General features: G+C 60.0%; 25 protein-coding genes. 10 read left to right on the top strand and 15 right to left on the bottom strand.

Annotation, left to right across the window (positions count from 1 at the left end):
* Positions 1-329: 329 nt before the first annotated feature.
* Positions 330-1529: a tyrosine--tRNA ligase gene (gene tyrS, locus BMZ46_RS28020; RefSeq protein WP_074692263.1), complete on the bottom strand. Its 1200-nt coding sequence runs from the start codon at positions 1527-1529 to the stop codon at positions 330-332.
* A 210-nt stretch (positions 1530-1739) separates the two neighbouring features.
* On the opposite strand from tyrS, the gene BMZ46_RS28015 reads away from it, so the two are divergent.
* Positions 1740-3164 (top strand): peptidoglycan DD-metalloendopeptidase family protein, encoded by a 1425-nt coding sequence (locus tag BMZ46_RS28015; protein WP_074692261.1) that lies wholly within the window; start codon positions 1740-1742, stop codon positions 3162-3164.
* Between the two features lie 3 nt (positions 3165-3167).
* Complete coding sequence (locus BMZ46_RS28010) at positions 3168-4259, top strand: anhydro-N-acetylmuramic acid kinase (protein WP_074692258.1); 1092 nt, start codon at positions 3168-3170, stop codon at positions 4257-4259.
* Between the two features lie 71 nt (positions 4260-4330).
* Here BMZ46_RS28010 and erpA read toward each other — a convergent pair whose 3' ends face one another.
* Together erpA and argC are read right to left on the bottom strand one after the other, a co-directional pair.
* A complete protein-coding gene (gene erpA, locus BMZ46_RS28005; RefSeq protein ID WP_003228776.1) occupies positions 4331-4681 on the bottom strand; it encodes an iron-sulfur cluster insertion protein ErpA in 351 nt (116 codons plus the stop codon).
* 168 nt (positions 4682-4849) lie between these two features.
* Complete coding sequence (gene argC, locus BMZ46_RS28000) at positions 4850-5884, bottom strand: N-acetyl-gamma-glutamyl-phosphate reductase (protein ID WP_074692255.1); 1035 nt, start codon at positions 5882-5884, stop codon at positions 4850-4852.
* A 135-nt stretch (positions 5885-6019) separates the two neighbouring features.
* Between argC and hemJ the strand changes: the two genes are divergently transcribed.
* The 6 genes from hemJ to coq7 all read left to right on the top strand — a co-directional run bounded on the left by hemJ (position 6020) and on the right by coq7 (position 10496).
* Entirely contained in the window at positions 6020-6448 is a 429-nt protein-coding gene (gene hemJ, locus BMZ46_RS27995) for a protoporphyrinogen oxidase HemJ (RefSeq protein ID WP_011336184.1), read from the top strand.
* Positions 6449-6481: 33 nt separating this feature from the next.
* Positions 6482-7450 carry an NAD(P)H-dependent flavin oxidoreductase gene (locus BMZ46_RS27990; RefSeq protein ID WP_074692253.1) on the top strand — a complete coding sequence of 323 codons (969 nt, stop codon included), beginning with the start codon at positions 6482-6484 and terminating at the stop codon, positions 7448-7450.
* Between the two features lie 70 nt (positions 7451-7520).
* Complete coding sequence (locus tag BMZ46_RS27985; RefSeq protein WP_039768105.1) at positions 7521-8471, top strand: DUF805 domain-containing protein; 951 nt, start codon at positions 7521-7523, stop codon at positions 8469-8471.
* Positions 8472-8532: 61 nt separating this feature from the next.
* On the top strand, positions 8533-9321 hold the full coding sequence (locus BMZ46_RS27980; protein WP_007956321.1) for an SDR family NAD(P)-dependent oxidoreductase: 789 nt from the start codon (positions 8533-8535) through the stop codon (positions 9319-9321).
* Between the two features lie 81 nt (positions 9322-9402).
* Positions 9403-9741: a histidine triad nucleotide-binding protein gene (locus BMZ46_RS27975; protein WP_007956318.1), complete on the top strand. Its 339-nt coding sequence runs from the start codon at positions 9403-9405 to the stop codon at positions 9739-9741.
* Positions 9742-9848: 107 nt separating this feature from the next.
* Entirely contained in the window at positions 9849-10496 is a 648-nt protein-coding gene (gene coq7 / locus BMZ46_RS27970; protein ID WP_007956317.1) for a 2-polyprenyl-3-methyl-6-methoxy-1,4-benzoquinone monooxygenase, read from the top strand.
* A 61-nt stretch (positions 10497-10557) separates the two neighbouring features.
* On the opposite strand, the gene speD is transcribed toward coq7, so the two are convergent.
* Complete coding sequence (speD, locus tag BMZ46_RS27965) at positions 10558-11352, bottom strand: adenosylmethionine decarboxylase (protein ID WP_007956315.1); 795 nt, start codon at positions 11350-11352, stop codon at positions 10558-10560.
* Between the two features lie 237 nt (positions 11353-11589).
* The gene (locus tag BMZ46_RS27960; protein WP_016772921.1) at positions 11590-12012 is read right to left on the bottom strand and encodes an OsmC family protein; all 423 of its coding nucleotides are present in this window, start codon (positions 12010-12012) and stop codon (positions 11590-11592) included.
* 236 nt (positions 12013-12248) lie between these two features.
* On the opposite strand from BMZ46_RS27960, the gene crp reads away from it, so the two are divergent.
* Positions 12249-12893: a cAMP-activated global transcriptional regulator CRP gene (gene crp / locus BMZ46_RS27955; protein WP_011336190.1), complete on the top strand. Its 645-nt coding sequence runs from the start codon at positions 12249-12251 to the stop codon at positions 12891-12893.
* Between the two features lie 10 nt (positions 12894-12903).
* Here the strand turns inward: crp and BMZ46_RS27950 are convergent, their stop codons facing one another.
* The 4 genes from BMZ46_RS27950 to BMZ46_RS27935 all read right to left on the bottom strand — a co-directional run bounded on the left by BMZ46_RS27950 (position 12904) and on the right by BMZ46_RS27935 (position 16184).
* Positions 12904-13602 (bottom strand): lipoate--protein ligase family protein, encoded by a 699-nt coding sequence (locus tag BMZ46_RS27950; protein ID WP_074692250.1) that lies wholly within the window; start codon positions 13600-13602, stop codon positions 12904-12906.
* A gap of 96 nt (positions 13603-13698) precedes the next feature.
* Positions 13699-14535, bottom strand: coding sequence for an indole-3-glycerol phosphate synthase TrpC (trpC, locus tag BMZ46_RS27945; RefSeq protein WP_007956311.1), 837 nt, complete (start codon positions 14533-14535; stop codon positions 13699-13701).
* On the bottom strand, positions 14532-15581 hold the full coding sequence (trpD, locus tag BMZ46_RS27940; RefSeq protein WP_064599810.1) for an anthranilate phosphoribosyltransferase: 1050 nt from the start codon (positions 15579-15581) through the stop codon (positions 14532-14534). Before trpD ends, trpC begins: the two co-directional genes overlap by 4 nt.
* Before the next feature lie 9 nt (positions 15582-15590).
* Entirely contained in the window at positions 15591-16184 is a 594-nt protein-coding gene (locus tag BMZ46_RS27935) for an aminodeoxychorismate/anthranilate synthase component II (protein WP_007956309.1), read from the bottom strand.
* Positions 16185-16586: 402 nt separating this feature from the next.
* Between BMZ46_RS27935 and estP the strand changes: the two genes are divergently transcribed.
* A complete protein-coding gene (gene estP, locus BMZ46_RS27930; RefSeq protein ID WP_074692248.1) occupies positions 16587-18497 on the top strand; it encodes an esterase EstP in 1911 nt (636 codons plus the stop codon).
* 69 nt (positions 18498-18566) lie between these two features.
* On the opposite strand, the gene trpE is transcribed toward estP, so the two are convergent.
* From trpE to BMZ46_RS27900, 6 genes are all read right to left on the bottom strand, one after another.
* Entirely contained in the window at positions 18567-20045 is a 1479-nt protein-coding gene (trpE, locus tag BMZ46_RS27925) for an anthranilate synthase component I (RefSeq protein WP_074692245.1), read from the bottom strand.
* A 71-nt stretch (positions 20046-20116) separates the two neighbouring features.
* Positions 20117-20935, bottom strand: a complete 819-nt coding sequence (locus BMZ46_RS27920) for a phosphoglycolate phosphatase (protein ID WP_007956306.1) — start codon at positions 20933-20935, stop codon at positions 20117-20119.
* Positions 20932-21606: a ribulose-phosphate 3-epimerase gene (gene rpe / locus BMZ46_RS27915; protein WP_007918813.1), complete on the bottom strand. Its 675-nt coding sequence runs from the start codon at positions 21604-21606 to the stop codon at positions 20932-20934. The genes BMZ46_RS27920 and rpe overlap by 4 nt, the downstream gene beginning before the upstream one ends.
* A 114-nt stretch (positions 21607-21720) precedes the next feature.
* Entirely contained in the window at positions 21721-22869 is a 1149-nt protein-coding gene (locus tag BMZ46_RS27910) for an iron-containing alcohol dehydrogenase (protein ID WP_074692242.1), read from the bottom strand.
* Positions 22870-23063: 194 nt separating this feature from the next.
* Positions 23064-23888 (bottom strand): ABC transporter permease, encoded by an 825-nt coding sequence (locus tag BMZ46_RS27905; protein WP_039768093.1) that lies wholly within the window; start codon positions 23886-23888, stop codon positions 23064-23066.
* 12 nt (positions 23889-23900) lie between these two features.
* Positions 23901-25148, bottom strand: coding sequence for an ABC transporter permease (locus BMZ46_RS27900; protein ID WP_007959935.1), 1248 nt, complete (start codon positions 25146-25148; stop codon positions 23901-23903).
* Positions 25149-25344 lie beyond the last annotated feature (196 nt).

The raw sequence follows: 25344 nt of genomic DNA, 5'->3' as shown, positions 1-25344 counted from the left end.
AAGTGATTATTTTCAGAAGTTTTCGAAGATTTCTTCAACAACTTCAACCACTTGCGCTTCCGATCTCTCGTTAGCGGGAGGCGAATTCTACAGCGTTACACGCTGCTGTCAACACCTCTTTTTCTCCGCCTTCGACCGAGAAGATCGAACCGTTGAAAGCACCAGAAAACCGGCATTTCCAACTCCTTCCAGGCTTCGATGAACTGAAGCGATCCACTATCGAAACTTACTTAACTCATTGAATCTTAAGGAGTTTTCCGTTTCGACTGCGCCGGAAGTGGGGCGAATTATAGACCTCTGGAATTCGCCGTCAACCCCTTATTTCAACTTTACTCAGATTTCAGCGTAATCCGTGCGAAAGCCTTCTTGCCGGCCTGGCAAACGTGAGTCGCGCCCAGTACATATATAAAGGAACGATCAACCACCTCACCATCTACACGCACACCACCGGAAGCCAGCAGATCACGAGCAGCTGCCGAGTTCTTCACCAGACCCGCCTTATTAAGGACAGCAGCAATCGGCATATCCTCGGCAGCTGTCAGTTCGATCTCTGGCAGATCATCCGGCAGCTCGCCATCCTTCATACGGTTACCCGCACCACGGTGAGCATTGGCCGCAGCCTCTTCACCGTGGAAGCGCGCAACAATCTCCTCGGCCAGCTTGATCTTGATATCGCGAGGATTAGCGCCGACCTCCACATCAGCACGGAACGCATTGATCTCATCCATTGAACGGAAGCTGAGCAACTCGAAGTAACGCCACATCAACGCATCAGGAATCGAGACCAGCTTGCTGTACATGACACCCGGCGCTTCCTGGATACCGACGTAGTTGCCCAGCGACTTGGACATCTTCTTCACGCCATCCAGACCTTCAAGCAACGGCATCGTCAGGATGCACTGCGCTTCCTGGCCGTAACCACGCTGCAGCTCACGCCCCATCAGCAGGTTGAACTTCTGATCGGTACCACCCAGTTCAACGTCAGCGCGCAAAGCAACCGAGTCATAACCCTGCACCAGCGGATAGAGGAATTCGTGAATGGCAATCGGCTGATTGGTGGTGTAGCGCTTGTCGAAGTCATCACGCTCGAGCATACGAGCAACGGTGTACTGCGAAGTCAGACGAATAAAGTCCGCAGGCCCCATCTGATCCATCCAGGTGGAGTTGAACGCGACTTCGGTTTTCGTCGGATCAAGAATCTTGAACACCTGGGCCTTGTAGGTCTCGGCGTTTTCCAGAACCTGCTCACGGGTCAATGGAGGGCGAGTGGCGCTCTTGCCGCTCGGATCACCGATCATTCCGGTGAAATCACCAATAAGGAAGATCACTTGATGCCCCAGCTCCTGGAACTGGCGCAGCTTATTAATAAGCACAGTGTGACCAAGGTGCAGATCCGGCGCAGTTGGATCGAAGCCGGCCTTGATTCGCAGCGGCTGGCCACGCTTGAGCTTTTCGATCAGCTCGGACTCGACCAACAGTTCTTCCGCACCACGTTTAATCAGCGCTAGCTGCTCTTCAACCGACTTCATAACAGACCCGCAAGGCTCAGATTCAAAGGGAACCAACCATACAAGATCGCGCACCAAATACAAGTTTTGCCCGGCGCACGGACACCAATCCACGGACAGGGCGTCCGCAGACTTGCTTCAGAGATGATTTGGTTATATTTTATACAGTTATTTCATCTTCATCATGTCATTCATCTTTTCCAATTCATCTTTTTCAAAGTCAAATTACTTATGACCACTGAACCGTCTAAAGCGCCACCGCTTTACCCGAAGACCCACCTGCTCGCCGCAAGTGGGATCGCCGCCCTTCTCAGCTTGGCGCTCCTGGTGTTTCCATCCAGTGATGTTGAAGCCAAAAAGACAACGCTGAGCCTTGAACTGGAAAGTCCTGCTGAACAACTGACACAAGATCAAGACGCTGCCGACGCAGCTCAAGCCACAAATGAGTCCGTAGCTTCCCCTTTCGCACAGATCGAAAACAGCGCCGAAGAGACGCAGGAAACCGCTCAGGCCGCACCAGCGCCGACACCGGTAGCTGAAGAAAAGAAGGCCCCAAATCACAGGGAAGTGATCGTCTCCAAGGGCGATACGCTTTCTACACTGTTCGAGAAAGTCGGCCTCCCGGCCGCGGCCGTCCATGAAGTGCTGGCCAGTGATAGACAAGCCAAGCAGTTCAGTCAGCTCAAACATGGCCAGAAACTCGAATTCGAATTGAATCCACAAGGTCAGCTGACCAACCTGCACAGCAAGATCAGCGACGTTGAAACCATCACCCTGACCAAGAATGACAAGGGTTATGTGTTCAACCGCGTTACCGCCAAACCGACTGTTCGCACCGCTTATGTACACGGTGTGATCAACAGCTCGCTGTCGCAGTCCGCCGCCCGCGCAGGCCTTTCCCACAGCCTGACCATGGACATGGCCAGTGTCTTTGGCTACGACGTCGACTTCGCCCAGGATATCCGCCAGGGTGACGAGTTCGATGTGATCTATGAACAGAAAGTGGTCAACGGCAAAGCCGTTGGCAACGGGCCGATACTGTCCGCCCGCTTCACCAACCGCGGCAAGACTTACACCGCCGTGCGTTACACCAACAAGCAGGGCATCAGCAGCTATTACACCGCCGATGGCAACAGCATGCGCAAGGCGTTCATCCGTACACCGGTGGACTTCGCCCGCATCAGCTCTAAATTTTCCATGGGCCGCAAACACCCGATCCTCAACAAGATCCGCGCCCACAAAGGCGTCGACTACGCCGCTCCACGCGGTACGCCAATCAAGGCTGCCGGCGACGGCAAAGTGCTGCTGGCCGGCCGTCGCGGCGGTTACGGCAACACCGTGATCATCCAGCACGGCAACACTTACCGTACGCTGTATGGCCACATGCAGGGCTTCGCCAAGGGCGTGAAGACCGGCGGCACAGTTAAACAGGGCCAAGTGATCGGTTACATCGGCACCACCGGCCTGTCCACCGGTCCGCACCTGCACTATGAGTTCCAGGTCAACGGTGTCCACGTCGATCCATTGGGCCAGAAGCTGCCGATGGCCGACCCGATCGCCAAATCCGAACGCGCCCGCTTCCTGGCGCAGAGCCAGCCACTGATGGCTCGTATGGATCAGGAAAAAGCCACCATGCTGGCTTCGAGCAAACGTTAAGCCATGGCTCTTTATATCGGCGTGATGTCCGGCACCAGTCTCGACGGGCTGGACATCGCCCTGATCGAGCAATCCTCGGCGATCAATCTGGTCGCCACGCACTACATCCCTATGCCTGACACCCTGCGCGCCGAGCTGCTTGGCTTGTGCGCCAGCGGCCCTGACGAAATCGCCCGTTCAGCGATTGCCCAGCAGAATTGGGTGAAGCTCGCCGCGCAAGGGATCCATACCCTCCTCGAACAGCAACAGCTCAAGCCTGAAGCCATTCGCGCGATCGGCAGCCACGGCCAGACCATTCGCCATGAACCGGCACGCGGTTTCACCGTACAGATCGGTAACCCCGCCCTGCTCACCGAACTGACCGGCATCACCGTCGTCAGCGACTTCCGTAGCCGCGATGTAGCCGCCGGTGGCCAGGGGGCCCCGCTGGTTCCGGCCTTTCATGAAGCGTTGTTCGAAGAGCGTACCGGTAACCGCGCGGTCCTGAATGTCGGCGGTTTCAGCAATCTCAGTCTGATTGAGCCGAACAAGCCTGTAGCCGGTTTCGACTGTGGGCCTGGGAATGTGCTGATGGATGCCTGGATTCATCAGCAATGGGGCGAGAACTACGACCGCAACGGGCAATGGGCAGCCAGCGGCAAGGTTGAGCCCACCCTGCTGAAAGCCCTGCTCAGCGATCCGTTTTTCGTGACGCAAGGCCCAAAGAGCACCGGCCGCGAAGTCTTCAACCTGCCCTGGCTGGAGCAACACCTTTCGCGCCTGCCAGTGTTCCCGGCGGAGAACGTGCAAGCGACGCTGCTGGAGCTCACCGCACTGACTATTGTCGATTCACTGCAAAGCGCTCAGTCCGACACTCGGGAACTGCTGGTCTGCGGCGGTGGCGCTCACAACGCAACACTGATGAATCGTCTGGCCGGGTTGCTGCCGAACGCCAAGGTCGCCAGCACGTCGACTCATGGCATTGATCCGGACTGGGTCGAGGCCATGGCCTTCGCCTGGCTGGCTCACTGCTGTCTGGAAGGGATCGCCGCCAATCGCCCGAGCGTCACCGGCGCCAAAGGCCTACGCGTACTCGGCGCCATCTACCCCAACTGACAAATCGCAGATAACAAAACGCCGCAGAACCGTGAGGTTCTGCGGCGTTTTATTGTGTTGGTGAAACGCTATCAGATCGAGAACGAGGAGCCGCAACCACAAGTGGTGGTGGCATTCGGGTTCTTGATCACGAAACGCGAACCTTCCAGACCCTCCTGATAATCCACCTCGGCACCTGCCAGGTACTGGAAGCTCATCGGATCAACCACCAGACTGACGCCTTCGCGCTCGACGATGGTGTCGTCCTCGGCCACATCTTCATCGAAGGTGAAGCCGTACTGAAACCCTGAACAACCGCCGCCCGTAACGAATACGCGCAGCTTCAAGCGATCATTCCCCTCTTCATCGACCAGGCTCTTCACCTTGTGCGCGGCACCTTGAGTGAATTGCAAAGCCGTGGGGGTGAAGGATTCGACGCTCATGCTGACTATCTCCCGGCGTTACGCCGCCATAATGCGTGATGACGCGCATTATCCGCTTGTCCTAGAAAATCGGTCAACTATTGTTACGGTATATCAATAAAGCAGATCAACCGACCAGAATGCAAAAAGGCCCGTTAGACGGGCCTTTTTACCAAGCAAGATCAGTCGTTACGGCAGCATGCCGGCGTGGGACAGGCCAAAACGCTCATCCAGACCGAACAGGATGTTCATGTTCTGCACGGCCTGACCCGACGCGCCCTTGACCAGGTTGTCGATCACCGACAGCACCACCACCAGATCGCCATCCTGCGGACGGTGAACGGCGATGCGGCAGACGTTGGCGCCACGCACGCTGCGGGTTTCCGGATGGCTGCCAGCCGGCATCACGTCGACGAACGGCTCATTGGCATAACGTTTCTCGAACAGCGCCTGCAGATCCACCGAGCGGTCCACCACAGTCGCGTAGAGCGTGGAGTGAATGCCACGAATCATCGGCGTCAGGTGAGGCACAAAAGTCAGACCGACGTCCTTGCCTGCAGCACGACGCAGCCCCTGACGAATTTCCGGCAGATGACGGTGACCTTTCACCGCATAGGCCTTCATGCTTTCCGACGTCTCGGAGTACAGCGAGCCTACGGCAGCACCACGACCGGCACCGCTGACACCGGACTTGCAGTCGGCGATCAGGTGCGAAGCGTCGGCAATGCCCGCCTCAAGCAACGGAAGGAAACCCAGCTGCGTCGCGGTCGGATAGCAACCCGGCACCGCGATCAGGCGTGCTTTCTTGATCTGCTCGCGATTGACTTCCGGCAAGCCGTAAACCGCTTCGTCCAGCAGCTCTGGCGCGCCGTGCGGCTGGCCGTACCACTTGGACCATTCATCGGCGTCCTGCAGACGGAAGTCTGCCGACAGGTCGATGACCTTGGTGCCGGCCGCCAGCAATTCGCCGGCCAGTGCGTGAGCAACGCCGTGCGGAGTCGCGAAGAACACCACGTCGCAAGCGCCCAGCGTCTTGATGTCCGGTACGCTGAATGCCAGACCGTCATAGTGACCGCGCAGGTTCGGGTACATGTCAGCCACGGCCAGACCGGCCTCGGATCGGGAAGTGATCACCACCACTTCTGCCTGCGGATGCTGCGCCAACAGACGCAGCAGTTCGACACCGGTGTAACCCGTGCCGCCGACGATTCCGACCTTGACCATAAACCTGCCCTCAACGAACCCACTGGAAAGCCGTCGATAATAGGGGCCGCGCGCCCCTGCGACAACCGTCAAGGTGACGTGCGGACGCTCAAGCCTCTACTATCCGGCTTACCGTGAATCAGGGAATAACCAAAAATGCTCTATCTGTGGATCAAAGCGCTACATATCGTCAGCATCGTGTGCTGGTTTGCCGGGCTGTTCTATCTGCCGCGACTGTTCGTTTATCACGCGCAAAGTGAAGACACGATCAGCAAGGAACGCTTCAGCATCATGGAGCGCAAGCTCTATCGCGGCATCATGGGCCCGGCGATGATCGCCGCGCTGATCTTCGGCGGCTGGCTGATCTATCTCAACCCGAGCATCTTTAGCAGCGGTGGCTGGATCCACGCCAAACTGACCCTGGTCGTGCTGTTGATCGGTTACCACCACATGTGCGGCGCGCAGGTAAAACGTTTTGCCCGTGGCGAGAACACCCGCAGCCATGTCTTTTATCGCTGGTTCAATGAAGTGCCGGTTCTGCTATTGCTGGCTATCGTAATTCTGGTCGTGGTCAAGCCGTTCTAACTTCAACAAATACAACTTTCCGGGGTACTTCCGATGTCGCTGCCCGCACTGCTCGAACAACGTCTGCGTCTGCCTGTGGTGGCGGCGCCGATGTTCCTGATATCCAACCCCGAACTGGTGCTGGCGTGCTGCCGTAACGGCGTGGTCGGCAGCTTTCCGGCGCTGAATCAACGCGAAAGCAGCGGATTCAAGGCCTGGCTGGAGCAGATCGAAGCGGGACTGGCGACACTGGAGAACCCGGCGCCTTATGCCGTGAATCTGATTGTTCACAAGAGCAATCCACGTCTGGAGGCGGATCTGAACATCTGCGTCGAGCACAAGGTGCCCATCGTCATCACCAGCCTCGGCGCAGTGAAGGAAGTGGTAGACGCCGTACACAGTTACGGCGGCCTGGTCTTCCACGACGTGACGACCCGCCGCCATGCCGAGAAAGCCGCCGAGGCCGGCGTCGATGGTTTGATCGCTGTTGCAGCCGGTGCCGGTGGGCACGCCGGGACCTGGAGCCCGTTTTCGCTGATCGCCGAGATCCGCGAGTTCTTCGACAAGACCCTGTTGCTTGCAGGATGTTTGAACCATGGGCATGAGATTCTCGCCGCACAACTGCTCGGCGCGGATCTGGCCTACTTCGGCACGCGATTTATCGGCACCACTGAAAGTCATGCGCCTGACGCCTACAAGCAGATGCTGCTGACTGCCAAAGCCGCCGACATCATTCATACTCCTGCCGTGTCCGGTGTTCCGGCCAGCTTCATGCGCCAAAGCCTGGAGGCCGCCGGTTTCGACATGGCAGCCCTGCAAGGCAAGGGTGAAGTGAATTTCGGCGACAAGCTCAAGCCGATCAACGACGAAGCCAAGGCCTGGAAAACCGTGTGGTCTGCGGGTCAGGGCGTGGGGCAAATCGACGATCTGCCAAGCGTGGATCAACTGGTGGCGCGTCTCGATGCCGAGTACCGCCAAGCCCTGGAGCACGCAGCGCAACTGCCGAAACGCTGGCCGCGCTGAATGAAACCTGGCCGGTCGCTGTCTGACTGGCCTTAGACTCAATTTATCTCGCGACAAGGATGCCTCGGCCATGAGCGAACCCCGTTACAAGATCGTTTTCGACGGCGCGCTCCAGCCCGGCGTCGATATCACCACGGCCAAATTGAACCTGGCCGATCTGTTCAAAAGCGATGTCGCCGCCATCGAGCGCCTGTTCAATGGCCGCACCGTCGCGCTCAAGCGTGATCTGTCGCACAGCGATGCGCAGACCTATCTGCAAGCGCTGGGCAAGACCGGGATCGACGCCCGGATCGAAGCGGAAACGCCCATCGAGCTGAATCTGTCGGATGTCCACGAGCAAAGCGCCGCCGTCGCGGAGCCTGACTCGCCTTATGCGCCCCCTCGCGCCGCTGTCGGTGAAAGCCTGCCGGCGTTCGCGCCGCTAAAGCCGTTCAGCGTCGAGGGCCGGATCGGCCGTTTGCGTTACCTGGCTTGGTCGATGGTGTTGAGCCTGGTAACCCTGCCAATCGTCAGCGTGTTCGCGCTGATCGGCCTGGGCCTGGTCAGCGCCGACTCGACGACGGGGCTGATCATCGGCGGTCTCCTCGCCTTCTTCCTGTTCCTGGCCTTCGCGATCGTCGGCATCCTGTTCAGCATTCAGCGCTTGCACGATATCGGCTGGTCGGGATGGCTCTGGCTGCTGACCCTTGTTCCGTTCGTGGGCAGCTTCTTCCCGCTGGTGATCATGGTCGTGCCGGGCAATACCGGCGCCAACCGCTATGGCCCACCACCTCCGCCGAACAGTACGGCAGTCAAAGTGCTGTGCTCTTTGTGGATCGTGTTTATCGGGCTGTTTTTCATGGGCGGCTTGCTGGGTGGGATTACCGCCATCCAGCAGGAATACGAAAGCAGTCTTGAAAGCAGCTATGAGAGCGGTTCGGTGACCACCGATGAAATCGATGTCGAAGTCGAGCCGGCCGCGAATTCGGCAGACGATGCAGCCGAAGCTGCTCTCGCCCCTGTAGACTCTGCGAAAGAATGAACAACGCTCCCCGCCGTGACACCTGCGTCGACGGCGCGGCGCTGTTGCGATGGAGATTTGCATGACCCGTTACGCTCTGATCACCGGCGCCTCCAGCGGCATCGGCCTGGCCATGGCCGAAGCCCTGGCGCGCCGTGGCCGCAGCCTGATTCTGGTGGCCCGCCAGCGTGATCAGCTGGAAAGCATTGCGATTGAACTGACCCAACGCTTCGGCGTGGAGGTGCTGTTCCGCGCCTGTGATCTCGGCGAGCCGCTGCGCCTGTCCGGCTTTCTGCTGGAGCTTGAAGAAGGCGACCGGCAGATCGATCTGCTGGTCAACTGTGCCGGCATCGGTACTTGCGGCCCGTTCCTGGCCCAGGACTGGATGACCGAGCAGGACCTGATCGAAGTGAACATCCTCGCGCTCACCCGCCTCTGCCATGCCATCGGCAACAGCATGGCGTTGCAGGGTGGCGGGCAGATTCTCAATGTCGCGTCGGTGGCGGCCTTCAACCCCGGGCCGTGGATGAGCACCTATTACGCCAGCAAGGCGTATGTTCTGCACTTCTCGGAAGCACTGCGGGTGGAATTGAAGAAGTGTGCGGTCAAGGTGTCGGTGCTCTGTCCCGGTCCGACCCGCACCGCGTTCTTTCGCACCGCGCAACTGAACAACGACAAACTCAACGCCAGCAAACTGCTGATGAGCCCCGAGGAGGTCGCGCTGTATACCGTGCGCGCCCTGGAGAAAAACCGCGCGATCATCATTCCCGGACGCCGAAACCGCTGGTTCGCCTTTCTGCCACGGCTCGGTTCGCGCTGGCTCAATCGCACGATTGTCGGCATGGTCAACAAGGCTTACTGCCCGCGCTGAAAAGCCCTACGGCAAAACACTGGGCGGGCTAATCCCCCTATGAGTACACTCAGGCCAGCCCAAACAACGGAGAAAACAGCTGTGGATACTCTGTTCACCAAGATCATCAACCGGGAAATCCCGGCGAAGATCATTTACGAGGACGACCAGGTTCTGGCGTTCCACGATATCGCCCCACAGGCACCGGTGCATTTTCTGGTGATCCCGAAGAAACCGGTACGCACCCTCAATGACCTGACCGAAGACGACAAGGCACTGGCCGGGCATATCCTGTTCACCGCCCAGCGTCTGGCGCTGGAACTGGGTTGCGAGGAAGGCTTCCGGGTGGTGATGAACTGCAATGAAATGGGCGGGCAGACTGTCTACCACATTCACATGCACGTGCTCGGTCAACGCCAGATGAACTGGCCGCCGGGCTGATTGAACCCAACGATCGGTGGGAGCGCCCCGCTCCCACATGACCCAGCGCAAACCTTCCCCGGCCGATTCGGTTAAACTGGCCGCCGAGATTCTTCCCGGAGGTCAGCATGACTACCCAACGTCACTACTCGCCCATTGATCGTCTTCTGCTGCAAGCCGATGCCGCGATGCGTACCCTGCTGCCCTTCAGCGGCCAGCCGTACCGTCCGTCGCCGGCGATCGTGCAGCCCGATGTGCAAATGAGCGATGAAGACACCCGCCATGTCGCCGGCCTGATGCGCATCAACCACACCGGTGAAGTCTGCGCCCAGGCGCTGTATCAGGGCCAGGCGCTGACCGCCAAGCTGCCACAGGTGCGCGAGGCCATGGAGCATGCGGCCGAAGAAGAGATCGATCATCTAGTCTGGTGCGAACAGCGCATTCACCAGCTGGGCAGCCACACCAGCGTGCTCAATCCGCTGTTCTATGGCATGTCGTTCGGCATCGGTGCAGTGGCCGGGCTGATCAGCGACAAGGTCAGCCTCGGGTTTGTCGCGGCGACCGAGCATCAGGTCTGCAAGCATCTGAACGAGCATCTGGAGCAACTCCCGGCCGAGGACGAAAAATCCCGGGCGATTCTGGAGCAGATGCGTATTGATGAAGAGCATCATGCGGAAAGTGCATTGGAGGCTGGCGGTTTCCGCTTTCCGGCGCCGGTGAAGTTCGGCATGAGCCTGCTGGCCAAAGTGATGACCAAGAGCACTTACCGGATCTGAAAAACGCCCATAAAAAAGGCGACTGCCGCAAAGCAGTCGCCTTTTTTTGTGCCTGGATTTCTTAGCTCGGCATATTGCGCGCGTAGAAGATTTCCAGCATTTCGTGCTTCACACGCTCGGTCACCTGAGCACGTTGCTCGGAAGACAGATTGCTGGTGGCGTCGCCGAACAGGTAGTTGTCCAGTTCGAAGTTCTTCAGCAGCATCTTGGTGTGGAACAGGTTTTCCTGATACACGTTCACGTCGGTCATCTGATACGCGTCGCGGGTGTCTTCGGAGAGGTAGTTCTGGATCGAGTTGATCTCGTGGTCGATGAAGTGCTTGTTACCTTCAACGTCACGGGTGAAGCCGCGCACACGGTAATCCACGGTCACGATGTCCGAATCGAACTGGTGAATGAGGAAGTTGAGCGCTTTGAGCGGTGAAATGACACCACAGGTCGACACGTCGATGTCCACACGGAAGGTCGCGATACCGGCGTCCGGATGGATTTCCGGGTAGGTGTGCACCGTGATGTGGCTCTTGTCGAGGTGGGCCAGGATGATTTCGGGCAACGGGCCCGGGGATTCTTCGATCTGGCTTTCGGTCGGGGTCACCGGCTCTTCCGAGATCAGAATCGTGACGCTGGCACCCTGAGGCTCATAGTTCTGACTCGCAATGTTCAGAATGTTGGCACCAATGATTTCGACAACTTCCGTGAGGATCTGCGTCAGGCGTTCGGCGTTGTACTCTTGATTGATGTACTCGACGTAAGCCTGCTGGTCTTGCGGGGTTTCCGCGTAGCAGATGTCATAGATGTTGAAGCTCAAGGTCTTTGTCAGGTTATTGAACCCGTGGAGCTTGAGTTTGCTTTTCACCGTTAAAAACTCTCTATGTATGCGGCACGGCCGCGTGATCAAGCATGCCCGTCAAGTGCGAACAACGCACCTGCGTAGGACGGTTAACACCTCTTCGCGATGGCGATTTTGGTTATCTGTTCAGGCGGATGACCCGTCGGTTGACTGATCACGGCCCTGAAAAAAGTGGCGCATTATGCAGACGTCAGCGGGGGATCGCCAGAGTCTGCACTGCTTTTATGATAGTTGAATGTCGGCTCAGCCGAGTTCAACGATTTCGTAGTCGTGGGTGATCGCTACGCCAGCCGCGCCGAGCATGATCGAGGCCGAGCAATACTTCTCCGCAGACAGTTCGATGGCGCGTTTGACCTGGGCTTCTTTCAGGCCCCGGCCCTTGACCACGAAGTGCATGTGGATCTTGGTGAACACTTTCGGATCTTCGGTCGCGCGTTCGGCATCCAGAAAGGCTTCGCAGCTTTCAACGGCCTGACGGGACTTCTTCAAAATGCTGACCACGTCGAAATTGCTGCAACCGCCGACACCCAGCAGGAGCATTTCCATGGGGCGGACACCCAGATTACGACCACCGGCGTCCGGCGGACCATCCATGACCACGACATGACCGCTGCCGGATTCGCCGAGGAACATGGCTTCGCCAGCCCATTGGATGCGTGCCTTCATCGCCAAGACTCCACTGTAGAAAAAAGGGTCGCCAGCTTAGCACAGGGCCCCGCCCGGACAGCGAGCACGTTCCTAGGACGAATGCACCTTTAACGTAGGTGATTTCTCGAAATTTCGACGAAGTGTCTGGTAAGCTGGCGCCAATTCACTGGCGCCTTCGCCAGACTGTGTAGCGACCGCCTCAGCGCCTCATATAAAAACCAAATATAACCGTGCAGTCTTTTCGGGATACAACCATGGTTGGTATTACCCCCACACCCAAAATCAAGAACCTCGACAAGCTGCTGATGCATTGCCAGCGCCGCCGTCACGCGGCCAAGAGCAACATCATCTGCGCCGGGGATCGCTCCGACACGCTGTACTTCATCATCCGCGGTTCGGTCACGATCCTGATCGAGGATGACGACGGCCGCGAGATGATCATCGCGTACCTGAATGCAGGGGATTTCTTCGGCGAGCTGGGCCTGTTCGAAGAAGCCGGCCAGGAACAGCAGCGCAGCGCCTGGGTGCGGGCCAAGGTTGAATGCGAAGTCGCGGAAATCAGCTACGCCAAGTTCCGCGAGTTGTCGCAACAGGATCCGGACATTCTTTACGTCCTCAGCGGACAAATCGCACAACGCCTGCGCAACACCACACGCAAGGTCGGCGACCTGGCGTTCTTCGACGTCACCGGTCGTGTCGCTCGCTGCCTGCTGGAGCTGTGCAAACAACCGGACGCCATGACTCACCCGGACGGCATGCAGATCAAGGTGACCCGTCAGGAAATCGGCCGGATTGTCGGTTGTTCTCGAGAGATGGTCGGTCGCGTGCTCAAGGATCTTGAGGAGCGCAACCTGGTCGATGTGAAAGGCAAGACCATGGTGGTCTTCGGCACTCGCTGAGTTCCAAAGCTCAGCCGGCGTAGACCTGCGCCAGCATCAAACGGAAGAGTTCATCGAGACGCGCCAGTGCATGGGGCGCCGGGAATTTTTCGTGCAGAGCGATGTGGCTGGCGGCACGGACCCGCTGCTCCAGGCCACACGCCTCGTTGAATCGGTTGACCGCCGCGACCATCGACTCACGTTCGTCATCCACCAGCATCGCCCCGTGCACCAATCCCACCGGACGCTGACCACCCTGACTCTGGCGCCAGCGCTGAGCGGTGCCGACCATCTTGCGACCGCCGAGATTGACGTTGAAGCGACCGTCGCAGAACGCACCGTCGATTTCACCCAACGACGAAGTGCCGCCCAACTCATCCAGCAACTCACAGATCGGATCACACAACCTCCGGTAACCGGTTTCGATGCGGTTCAGATCGCCTTCACTGCGAGGCGGTGCGTAGACCAGCGCAATATTGATGGTCGACGCCGATTGCGGAACCGGTTCGCCGCCGGTTTCACGCAGCAACACCGGCCAACCGGCCGCGGCGGAGACTTCGCAGGCGTGATCGAATCCGGAGAGGCGATTCAAACGGCGCGGCATGACCAAAGCGCGGTCGCTGGGCTGCCAGAACAACAAGCCGAATTCGGCATCGCCCGCGCAGACCGAGGCCAGCAGATCCTGTTCGGCTTGCAGGCCGGCTTCGATGGTCAGGGATGTGGGGATCATAAGGTTTCCATAGGACGTTGAGTCTGAGGTGAATCTTATGCCGCCTTCGCGGGCAAGCCCGCTCCCACAGGGGGACGGGCGCCTGCAAAGACTCGATCAGTCGAGGGTCGAACCGCTCACCGGAACGCCGCGTTCAGGGAAGAACAGACGCTGCAGTTCGATGCCCGGACTTTCGGCGCGCATGAACGCTTCGCCGACCAGGAACGCGTAAACATCGCTGATTTCCATCAACTCGACATCGGCACGGTTGAGGATGCCGCTCTCGGTGATGACCAGACGATCACGCGGAATGCGCGGCAGCAGGTCGAGGGTGGTTTCCAGGCTCACGTCAAAGGTGTGCAGATTGCGGTTGTTGACCCCGACCAGCGGCGTGTCGAGGGTTTTCAACGCGCGTTCCAGCTCATCGCCGTCGTGCACTTCCACCAACACATCGAGGCCGACGTCTTTGGCGACCGACGCCAGTTCGGCCATTTTCACGTCATCCAGTGCGGAGACGATCAACAACACGCAATCGGCGCCCAAGGCACGGGCTTCGACGATCTGGTACGGATCGATCATGAAGTCCTTGCGGATCACCGGCAGCGAGCAGGCTGCACGGGCCTGTTGCAGGTAGGCATCGGCGCCCTGGAAGTAGTCGATGTCGGTCAGCACCGACAGGCAGGTCGCCCCGCCCTTCTCGTAGCTTTTGGCGATATCGGCGGGAACGAAGTTCTCACGGATCACGCCCTTGCTCGGCGACGCCTTCTTGATTTCGGCGATCACCGCCGGTTGTTTCTTCTTGGCCTGCGCCAGCAATGCCTGGGCAAAACCACGGGGTGCATCGGCCGCCTTGGCCAGACTTTCCAGCTCGCTCAGGCTCACACGGGCGCTACGCTCGGCGACTTCCTGAACCTTGCGGGCCAGAATGTTTTCCAGAACCGTCGGTACACTCATCCCTCATTCTCCACTTTGAATACCGCGGTAAAGGCACCCAACTCCTCGAGTTTTTCCCGAGCAAGACCGGTGTGCAGAGCGTCGTGGGCCAGTGCCACGCCCTCCTTCAGACTTGTCGCCAGGTCGGCGGCGTACAGGGCCGCACCGGCATTGAGCACGATCATTTCGGCAGCTTTCTGGCCGTTCTCGGTCTTGCGCTTGCCTAGTGCATCGCGGATCAGCGCCAGCGACGCTTCCGGGCCTTCGACCGACAGGCCATGCAGGCTCTGGCTCTTCATGCCCAGATCTTCCGGCTCGACCCAATACTCGGAGATCTGATCGTCTTTCAGCTCGGCGACAAACGTCGGCGCCGCCAGGCTGAACTCGTCCAGACCGTCCTTCGAATGCACCACCAGCACGTGCTTGCTGCCCAGACGCTGCAAGACTTCAGCCAACGGCCGGCACAGCGCCGGGGTGAACACGCCCACCACCTGATGTTTCACACCGGCCGGATTCGTAAGCGGGCCGAGCATGTTGAACAGGGTGCGCAGACCGAGATCGCGACGCGGGCCGGCGGCGTACTTCATGGCTTTGTGGTGAGTCTGGGCAAACATGAAACCGATGCCGACGTTATCGATGCAGCGCGCCACCTGAACCGGGGTGAGGTTGAGGTAGATGCCGGCGGCTTCCAGCAGGTCGGCACTGCCGCTCTTGCCCGATACGGCACGGTTACCGTGTTTGGCCACGGTGCAGCCAGCAGCAGCGACCACAAAGGAAGACGCGGTCGACACGTTGAAAATATTCGCCCCGTCACCGCCGGTGCCGACCACATCGACCACGCCGTCGAGGGTCTTGAGTTCGACCTTGTCCGCCAGTTCGCGCATCACCGACACGGCGCCGACGATCTCGTCGATGCTCTCGCTCTTCATGCGCATGGCCATCATGAACGCGCCGATCTGCGCGTCCGTGCATTGGCCGGTCATGATTTCGCGCATCACGTCGCGCATTTCATCGGTGCTGAGGTCAAGGTGATCGACGATACGGCTCAGGGCTGTCTTGATATTCATGGGAAGTCCTTAGCGCGTGCCGCCGGTTTGTTTGAGGAAGTTGGCGAACAGTTCATGGCCCTGTTCGGTGAGGATCGATTCCGGGTGGAACTGTACGCCCTCGATATTCAGGGTCTTGTGACGCAGGCCCATGATTTCGTCGACCGAACCGTCATCGTGCTGGGTCCACGCCGTCAGCTCCAGGCAATCGGGCAACGTTTCGTGTTTAACAATCAGGGAATGATAGCGGGTGACGGTCAGCGGGCGATTCAGCCCGGCAAACACACCCTTGTCCTCGTGGAATACCGGACTAGTCTTACCGTGCATCACCTGCCGGGCGCGGACGACATCGCCGCCAAAAGCCTGACCGATGGACTGGTGACCGAGGCAGACGCCGAGGATCGGCAGTTTGCCGGCGAAGTGCTTGATGGCTTCGATGGAAATGCCGGCTTCGGTCGGCGTGCACGGGCCCGGGGATACGACGATCCGCTCAGGGTTGAGCGCTTCGATTTCGGCGATGGTCAGTTCGTCGTTGCGCACCACCTTGACCTCGGCACCCAGCTCGCCGAGATATTGCACAACGTTGTAAGTAAAGGAGTCGTAGTTGTCGATCATCAGCAACATGGCGTTTCGAACCTCTTGAATTCTGACTTGAAGACAGCCTTCGGATGACTTGCCAGGCGCTGCACACGGTCAGGCGCGCAGGTCGCGTCGGCACAGCGGCATTTCAAACGGGCAAGGAAGGCAAAGCGATACAGATCCGGCGGGGCCGGCAGAATAGATTCAGGCGCGCCAACGCCAGCGGGCGTGTGCCTTGATGACTTGATCCAGAAGTTTGCTGGTGATCAACACGGGGAAGGTCTCGTTCATACGTTTCGGCACAGTAACTTAGCTGGGCGGAGCGTGCAATATGGCCGGGGCCGTGGGGGATAAAACAATGGGAGGGTTGACGACCGATGGCAAATCGCCGGAAGTTTTTGGTACTGTCGTTTCGTTCACTACAACAATAAATAAACGGACTTGCTCATGATCAAACAGACGTTGTTTGTACCGCTCGCCGGATGCCTGCTCGCGATGGCCTGCGCCCAGGCGAACGCCGCACCCAATCCTTATTCGAATTTCGTGGTCTTCGGCGACAGCCTGAGCGATGCGGGGACTTTCACCGACAGCGGCGGCCCGGCCGGCGCCACCGAACGCTACACCAACCGCACGGGCCCGAACTATCAGGACGGCAGCGGTGAGTTCTACTCACTCAATTCCACCCAATTGCTCGGAGGCCGTCTCGGCTTCACCCCGGACCAGACCGCCTCCTCGTCCTCAGCAGTTCGTGCCGGCCAAGGCCAGCCGGACGGTAACAACTGGGCTGTCGGCGGCTACCGTACCGACCAGATTCTCGACTCGATCACCAGCCAGTCCGCCACCGGCGAACGCACCCGCGCCGGTTATCTGCCGTCGAACGGTTTCCGCGCCGACCCGAATGCCCTGTATTACCTGACCGGGGGTGGCAACGATTTCCTCCAGGGCCGCGTCACCAGTCTTCCTCAGGCGAATGCCGCTGCCGATCGACTGGTCGACAGCGTACGCACACTGCAAGGCGCCGGCGCCCGTTACATCATGGTCTGGCTGTTGCCGGACATCGGCCTGACTCCGGCCATCAACGGTTCACCGCTGCAGGCCTTCACCTCGCAACTCAGCGCCCAGTTCAACACCGAACTGGTCAGCCAGTTGCAGAGCGTCAATGCCAACGTCATCCCGCTGAACGTCCCGGTTCTGCTCAAAGAGGCATTTGCCAATCCGGCGCAGTTCGGCCTGGCCACTGACCAGAATCTGGTCGGCACCTGCTTCAGCGGCAACAGCTGCACGGAGAACGCGCGGTACGGGATCAACAGCGCCACCCCGGATCCGTCCAAGCTGATCTACAACGACGCCGTCCACCCGACCGAAGCCGGGCAGCGCCTGATTGCCGATTACGCCTACTCGCTGCTGGCCGCACCATGGGAAGCGACCCTGTTGCCGCAAATGGCCCAAGGCACCCTGCGCTCGCATCAGGATGAACTGCGCAACCAGTGGCTGGCAGATTGGGAAAACTGGCAGGCCGTTGGCCAATGGCGGGCGATTGTCGCCGGTGGCGGCCAGCATCAGGACTTCGACAGCCAACGCAGCGGCGCCAGCGCCGACGGCAACGGTTACAACCTGAACATCGGCGGCAGCTACCGTCTCAACGACGCCTGGCGTGTGGGCGTGGCGGCCGGTTTCTACAATCAGAAGCTCGAGGCCGGCGACAACGACTCCGACTACAAGCTGAACACTTATCTGGGCACCGCATTCGCCCAGTACCAGCAGAACCGCTGGTGGGGTGACGCCGCCGTGACCGCCGGGCATCTGGATTACGACAGCCTCAAACGCAAATTCCAACTGGGGGTCAACGAACGCGGCGAGAAAGGCGATACCGACGGCTATGTCCTGGCCTTCAGCGGACGCGTGGGCTACGACATTGCGCCAGAAGCGAGCAGCCCATGGCATCTGTCGCCGTTCGTCAGCGCCGACTTCGCCAAGGTTGAAGTCGATGGCTATTCGGAAAACGGCGCCGACTCCACGGCACTGACGTTCGATGACCAGTCACGCATTTCCCGGCGCCTGGGCCTCGGGATTCAGGGCAAGTACCAGATCACCTCGCAGACCCAGATGTTCGGCGAACTGGCCCACGAACGCGAGTACAACGACGACACCCAGCATGTGACGATGAACCTCAACAGCCTGCCGAACAACCGCTACACCCTGGCCGGCTACGCCCCTCAAACCAACCTGAACCGCCTGAACCTGGGCGTGAGCCACAACCTCACCAAGGATCTGGCATTGCGCGCGAGCTACGACATCCGCAAGGATGACGACTTCACCCAGCAAGGGATCAACGTCGGCGTAGCACTCGACTTCTGATTCGCAGGCCATAAAAAACGCGGCGCCCTCACAGGCGCCGCGTTTTTTTATGGCCGAATCAGCAATCACTCAGTCCGGGGTTTGCTCGGCCAGTGCAACAGCTCGGAACATCGCCCGGCGCTTGTTGATGGTTTCTTCCCATTCCAGCGCCGGCACCGAGTCGGCGACGATGCCGCCACCAGCCTGCACGTGCAGCTCGCCGTTCTTGATCACGGCGGTACGGATCGCAATCGCGGTGTCCATGTTGCCATTCCAGGCGAAGTACCCGACCGCGCCGCCATACACGCCACGCTTGACCGGCTCCAGCTCGTCGATGATTTCCATCGCACGGATCTTCGGCGCGCCGGACAAGGTGCCCGCCGGCAGGATCGCCCGCAGTGCGTCCATCGCCGTCAACCCGGCCTTCAACTGACCGGTGACGTTGGACACGATGTGCATCACGTTGGAATAACGCTCGATGACCATTTTCTCGGTGAGCTTCACCGAGCCGATTTCCGATACGCGCCCGGTGTCGTTACGACCGAGGTCGATCAGCATCAGGTGCTCGGCGATCTCCTTGTCGTCGGACAGCAGGTCTTCTTCCAGCGCCACGTCCGCCTCTTCGGTCGCCCCGCGAGGACGGGTGCCGGCAATCGGGCGCACGGTGATCAGGTTGTCTTCGACCCGTACCAGCACTTCGGGCGAACTGCCGACGACGTGGAAATCGCCGAAGTTGAAGAAGTACATGTACGGCGTCGGGTTGAAGCAACGCAGTGCGCGGTACAGATCGATCGGCGCCGCCTTGAAGTCGATCGACATGCGCTGGGACGGCACGACCTGCATGCAGTCACCGGCGAGGATGTATTCCTTGATGGTGTCGACGGCTTTTTCGTAGTCGTCCTGGGTGAAACTGGAGCGGAACACCGGCTCGGCCGCCTGCTGCTTGCTGAAATCCAGGCCACGGCGCGGGGTGATCGGCTGACGCAGTTTTTCCAGCAACTCCTGCAATTGCGCCTGGCCCTGCTCGTAGGCATCGGCCTGCGCCGGGTCGGCCAGCACGATCGCGTGCATCTTGCCGGCGAGGTTGTCGAACACCACCACCGCGTCGGAAACCATCAGCAGAATGTCCGGCACGCCCAGCGGATCCGGGTTCGGGCATTTGCCGAGGCGCTTCTCTACATAACGCACGCAGTCGTAACCGAAGTAACCCACCAGACCGCCGTTGAAGCGCGGCAGACCGGCAATGGTCGGCACGTTGTAGCGGGCCTTGAAGGTTTCGACGAAGGCCAGCGGATCGTCGACGTCGTGGCTTTCGGTCTCGACGCCATCGACGGTGATACTCACGTGATGATCGTGAACCCGCAGCACGGTGCGGCACGGCAGGCCGATGATCGAGTAACGGCCCCATTTCTCACCGCCCTGCACCGATTCGAGCAGGTAGGAGTTGGGCTGGTCGGCCAGTTTCAGGTAGATCGACAGCGGGGTGTCGAAGTCGGCCAGGGTTTCGCAGGCCAGCGGAATGCGGTTATAGCCGTCAGCGGCCAGACGCAGGAATTCTTCGCGGATCATAGGGTGCCTCGTGGTGTGAGGGGCAAATCAGTCAGGTGTGCAAACGCGCCGGCAGGCCGGCCAGGAACAAGTCAGGCGCGCCAACGCCAGCGGGCCAGGGCCTTGATGACTTTCATCCAGAGTTTGCGGGTGACCACCACGATGGCGTTTCCAGAAGGGGATTGAGAAGCGTCGGGCAACGTTATCTCAGCGGCCGTATCCAGGCAACCGGGAATTAGCTTGCGCAGATCGTCGATCACCAGCGCCGGGGATTCCTCGGCAATCGGCCGGCCATGGTTGTAGCCATAACTGAGCCCGACGCATTTGACCCCCGCCGCTTTCGCCGCCAGCACGTCGCTGCGCGAATCACCGACGAACAGCGATTGCGAGGCCGGAATCCCGGACATCTTCATGACGAAGAACAGCGCCGCCGGATCGGGCTTCTTCTGCGGCAGGGTATCGCCGCCGATGATCCACTTGAAGTAGCGGCCGATCTTCATCTGATCCAGCAGCGGCGCGACGAAGCGCTCCGGCTTGTTGGTGATCAGCGCCATGGCCACGCCCTGCTTGTGCAGCCATTTGAGGGTGTCGCGCACGCCGGGATAGACCACGGTCAGCTCATGGCTGGCGCCGTAGGCCTCCATGAAAACTTCCAGCGCGTGCTCGGCTTCGACGTCATCCACGGAGGAATGATCGATGCCGCCGGCCAAGGCGCGGCGCACCAGCACCGGCGCACCGTTGCCGACCCACTCGCGCACCGACTCGATACCGGCAGGCTTGCGCCCGAGGGAGAGCAGCATGTTATCCACAGCCGCCGCCAGGTCGGGTACCGAATCGATCAGCGTGCCATCCAGATCGAACATCACCAACCGCGGCAGTTGCCCCGGGAACAGCTGCTCAAAACCGCTCATGGGCGAGCCAGCGCCAGTTCGGAACGCATCTTGTCGATGACTTCCTGATAGTTCGGCGCATTGAAGATCGCCGAGCCGGCGACAAAGGTGTCGGCGCCGGCAGCAGCGATTTCGCGGATGTTGTTGACGTTGACGCCGCCGTCGATTTCCAGGCGGATGTCACGGCCCGAGGCATCGATGATCGCCCGCGCTTCGCGCAGCTTGTCGAGGGTGCCGGGGATGAATTTCTGCCCGCCGAAGCCCGGGTTGACGCTCATCAGCAAGACCATGTCGACCTTGTCGATCACGTACTTGAGCACGTCCAGCGGGGTTGCCGGGTTGAACACCAGACCGGATTTGCAGCCGCCTTCACGGATCAGTTGCAGCGAACGATCGACGTGCAGCGTGGCTTCCGGGTGGAAGGTGATGTAAGTGGCGCCGGCTTCGATGAAGTCGCCGACGATGCGATCCACCGGGCTGACCATCAGGTGCGCGTCGATCGGCGCGGTCACGCCGTACTTGCGCAACGCGGCGCAGACCATCGGGCCGATGGTCAGGTTCGGCACGTAGTGGTTGTCCATGACATCGAAGTGGACGAAGTCGGCACCGGCGGCCAGCACGTTATCCACTTCCTCGCCCAGGCGGGCGAAGTCGGCAGAGAGAATCGACGGAGCAATAACGAAGGGCTGCATGACGCACCTTTTCTGAGCTAAATCACGATGGCGCGCATTGTATACCTCAAGTTTCCGCGCGCGCACCGTGACCGCGATGATTGGGTTGTGCCATGACCGATGACCGGCGGGTTCTCAGTAGGCCGCCCGGTAGATCTTCTCGATGTCGGCGGCGCTGAGCTTGCGCGGGTTGTTGCGCATCAGGCGCTCGATGCCGGCGGCCTCTACGGCCATGGCCGGGATCGCTTCTTCAGGCACGCCGAAACTGCGCAGACCCTGCGGGATTTCTACCGCCGCGCACAGTTCGGTCATCGCCGCGACGGCGCTGTCGGCCGCTTCATTGAGACTCAGATGAGCGGTCTTCACCCCCATGGCTTCGGCAATATCCTGCATCCGCTCGACGCAGGCCATCTTGTTCCAGGTCATGACATACGGCAGCAGCAACGCATTGCTGACGCCGTGAGCAATGTTGAATCGCCCGCCCAGCGGATACGCCAGCGCATGCACCGCGCCGACCCCGGCATTACCGAACGCCATGCCGGCCATCAGGCTGGCGGTGGCCATATCCTCCCGGGCTTGCAGGTTGGACGGATTGGCGTAGGCCTTGGGCAAGGATCGGGCGATCAACTTGATCGCGCCGATGGCCAGCGAATCGGTGATCGGCGAGGCATTCAGTGACAGATAGGACTCGATGGCATGCACAAGCGCATCGACGCCACTGGCGGCGGTGACACTGCGCGGACAGGTCAGCGTCATTTGCGGACTGACCAACGCCACGTCCGGCAACAGGTAGTCGCTGACGATGCCTTTCTTCAGTTGCGCGACCTTGTCCGAAAGGATGGCGACGTTGGTCACTTCAGAACCGGTGCCGGCAGTGGTCGGGATCGCAATCAACGGTGGGCCTTTGCGCGGCACCTGATCGACGCCGAACAGATCCTCCAGTGCACCGTGATAACCGGCGTACGCCGCAACGCTCTTGGCGATGTCGATGGCACTGCCGCCACCGAGGCCGATCAACCCGTCATGCCCGCCCTCTCGGTAGACACGCATGCAATCCTCGACGATGGCGATCTCCGGATCCGGCAGCACCCGGTCGAAGATTTCGTACTCGCGCTCACCGATCTGCGCCAGCGCCAGCTCCACCGTGCCGGACTTGACCAATGCGGCGTCGGTGACGATCAGCGGGTTGTCGATATCCAGCCGCGAGAGTTCGGCCGCCAGCTGCTCGATGGCCCCGGCGCCGGTGATCAGTTTGTGAGCAATCTTGAACGAGGAAAGACTCATCGTGCGCAGCCTCTTATAGATGTGGGAGCTGAGCACAAGCGTAGCTGGGGAAATCGGGTTGTCTGTCATTCAGCGCATGAATGGCAACCCGCACACTGATCGTTCCCACGCTCCGCGTGGGAATGCAGCCAGGGACGCTCCGCGTTCCATTCGGGAGCTGGAACGCGGAGCGAGGGAACAATATCGAGCTGGGCTCAGACCTGAGCAGTACGCAGCTTCTCACTCCGCCCACGCAGCCATTCCAGCGTCAGCAACAGAATCACCGAGAAGGCAATCAACAACGTCGCAGCCGCAGCAATCGTCGGACTCAGGTTCTCGCGAATCCCGCTGAACATCTGCCGAGGCAACGTCGCCTGCTCGGGACCTGCAAGGAACAACGTCACCACCACTTCATCGAACGAGGTTGCAAAGGCAAACAGCGCCCCGGAAATCACCCCCGGCGCAATCAGCGGCAAGGTCACCCGACGGAACGTGGTCAATGGCGAAGCACCAAGGCTGGCCGCCGCCCGCACCAGGTTATGGTTGAAACCCTGCAACGTCGCCGACACCGTGATGATCACGAACGGCACACCGAGCACCGCGTGCACCACGATCAGCGAGAAGAAACTGTTGCCCAGGCCCAGCGGCGCGAAGAACAGGTAACTGGCCACACCGATGATCACCACCGGCACCACCATCGGCGAAATCACCAGCGCCATCACCAGCGGCTTGCCGGGAAAGTCGCCACGGGTCAGGCCGATGGCCGCCAGCGTGCCGAACACCATCGCCAGCACGGTCGCGGCCGGGGCGACGATGATGCTGTTCTTCAGCGAGCGCATCCACTCCGCCGAGGCGAAGAAGTCGTGGTACCACTGCAGCGAAAAGCCTTGCAGCGGGTACACCAGAAAACTGCCCGAGTTGAACGACAGCGGCACGATCACCAGCACCGGCAGGATCAGGAACAACAGGATCAAGCCGCAGAGGATCCGCAAGCTGTAGAACCACACCCGCTCGACAGGCGACATATAAGGACTCAGCATTTCAAATTCCCCTTAGCTCAGGCGCAGGCGACTAGCGCCCACCAGCCAGCTGTAGATCAGATAAAGCACCACGGTCGCCAGCAGTAACAGCCCGCCGAGCGCAGTGGCCATGCCCCAGTTGATGCTGGTGTTGGTGTAGAACGCGACGAAGTAGCTGACCATCTGATCGTTCGGGCTGCCCAGCAGCGCCGGGGTGATGTAGTAGCCGATGGCGAGGATGAACACCAACAGGCAACCGGCGCCGACGCCGGCGTAGGTCTGCGGGAAGTACACCCGCCAGAAACTGGCGAACGGATGGCAGCCGAGGGAAATCGCGGCACGCATGTAGGTCGGCGAGATGCCTTTCATCACGCTGTAGATCGGCAGGATCATGAACGGCAGCAGGATGTGCACCATCGAGATGTAGACCCCGGTGCGGTTGAACACCAGCTCCAGCGGTTTATCGATTATCCCCATCGCCATCAACGCGCTGTTGATCAATCCGCCGGATTGCAGCAACACGATCCACGCGGCGACTCGCACCAGGATCGAAGTCCAGAACGGCAGCAGCACCAGAATCATCAGCAGGTTGCTTTGACGCGACGGCAGGTTGGCCAGCAGGTAGGCCAGCGGATAGGCCAGCACCAGGCAGATCACGGTGATGATCAGGCCCATCCAGAAGGTCCGGGCGAAGATGTCGAGGTAGATCGCCTGATCCGGGGTGGCCGGGGCAATTTCGCCGAGGTCGTCGATGCGGTGATCCACCGCTGCCAACAGATAGAACGGGGTGATGCTGCTGGTGTTGCGCTTAACCGCTTGCCAGTAGGCCGGATCGCCCCAACGCTCGTCGAGGCCCTCCAGCGCTTCTTTATAAGAGGCCGGTTCGCTGGCGAATGGCAGCGAGCGGGCGGTTTTGGTCAGCAGGCTGCGATAGCCGGCCAACTCCATGTTCAGGCGCTTGGACAGATCGCCCAGAGTCTGGTTTTTGCGCGCTTCGGCGAGGTCTTCGCTGGCGGCTTTGTAGACCGGTTCTGCGGGCAGGCCTCGGCCGTCCCACGCAGCAATCGCGGTTACGGTGCGCGGCATGCCGCCAACCACTTCCGGGTTGCCGACACTTTTATAGAGCAGCGCCACGATCGGCACCAGGAACACCAGCAACAGAAACAGCACCAGCGGCGCGATCAGCGCCTGGGCCTTCCAGCGGTTGACCCGCTCGGCGTGCTTGAGCCGCTGCTTCAAGGTGGGGCTGTTGCCCTCGTTCAGGGGAACGGCGATGGCCATGACGTACTCCGCAAATCTTTGATCGTTACAAAAGCGGCGAATACCGCCTCGAACTTTGGGTACTGATCGTTCCCACGCTCTGCGTGGGAACGCATTCAGTGACGCTCTGCGTCACAGGGACGCGGAGCGTCCCGGGCGACATTCCCACGCGGACGGTTCGACGCCTCGACGTGGGAATGATCATCCGGTAGCCGTC

It is taken from the genome of Pseudomonas sp. NFIX49, from assembly GCF_900115915.1.
Lineage (GTDB): Bacteria > Pseudomonadota > Gammaproteobacteria > Pseudomonadales > Pseudomonadaceae > Aquipseudomonas > Aquipseudomonas pharyngis.
Note: the sequence above shows the minus strand (reverse complement) of the source record. Positions and strands in the feature narration are given on the sequence as shown.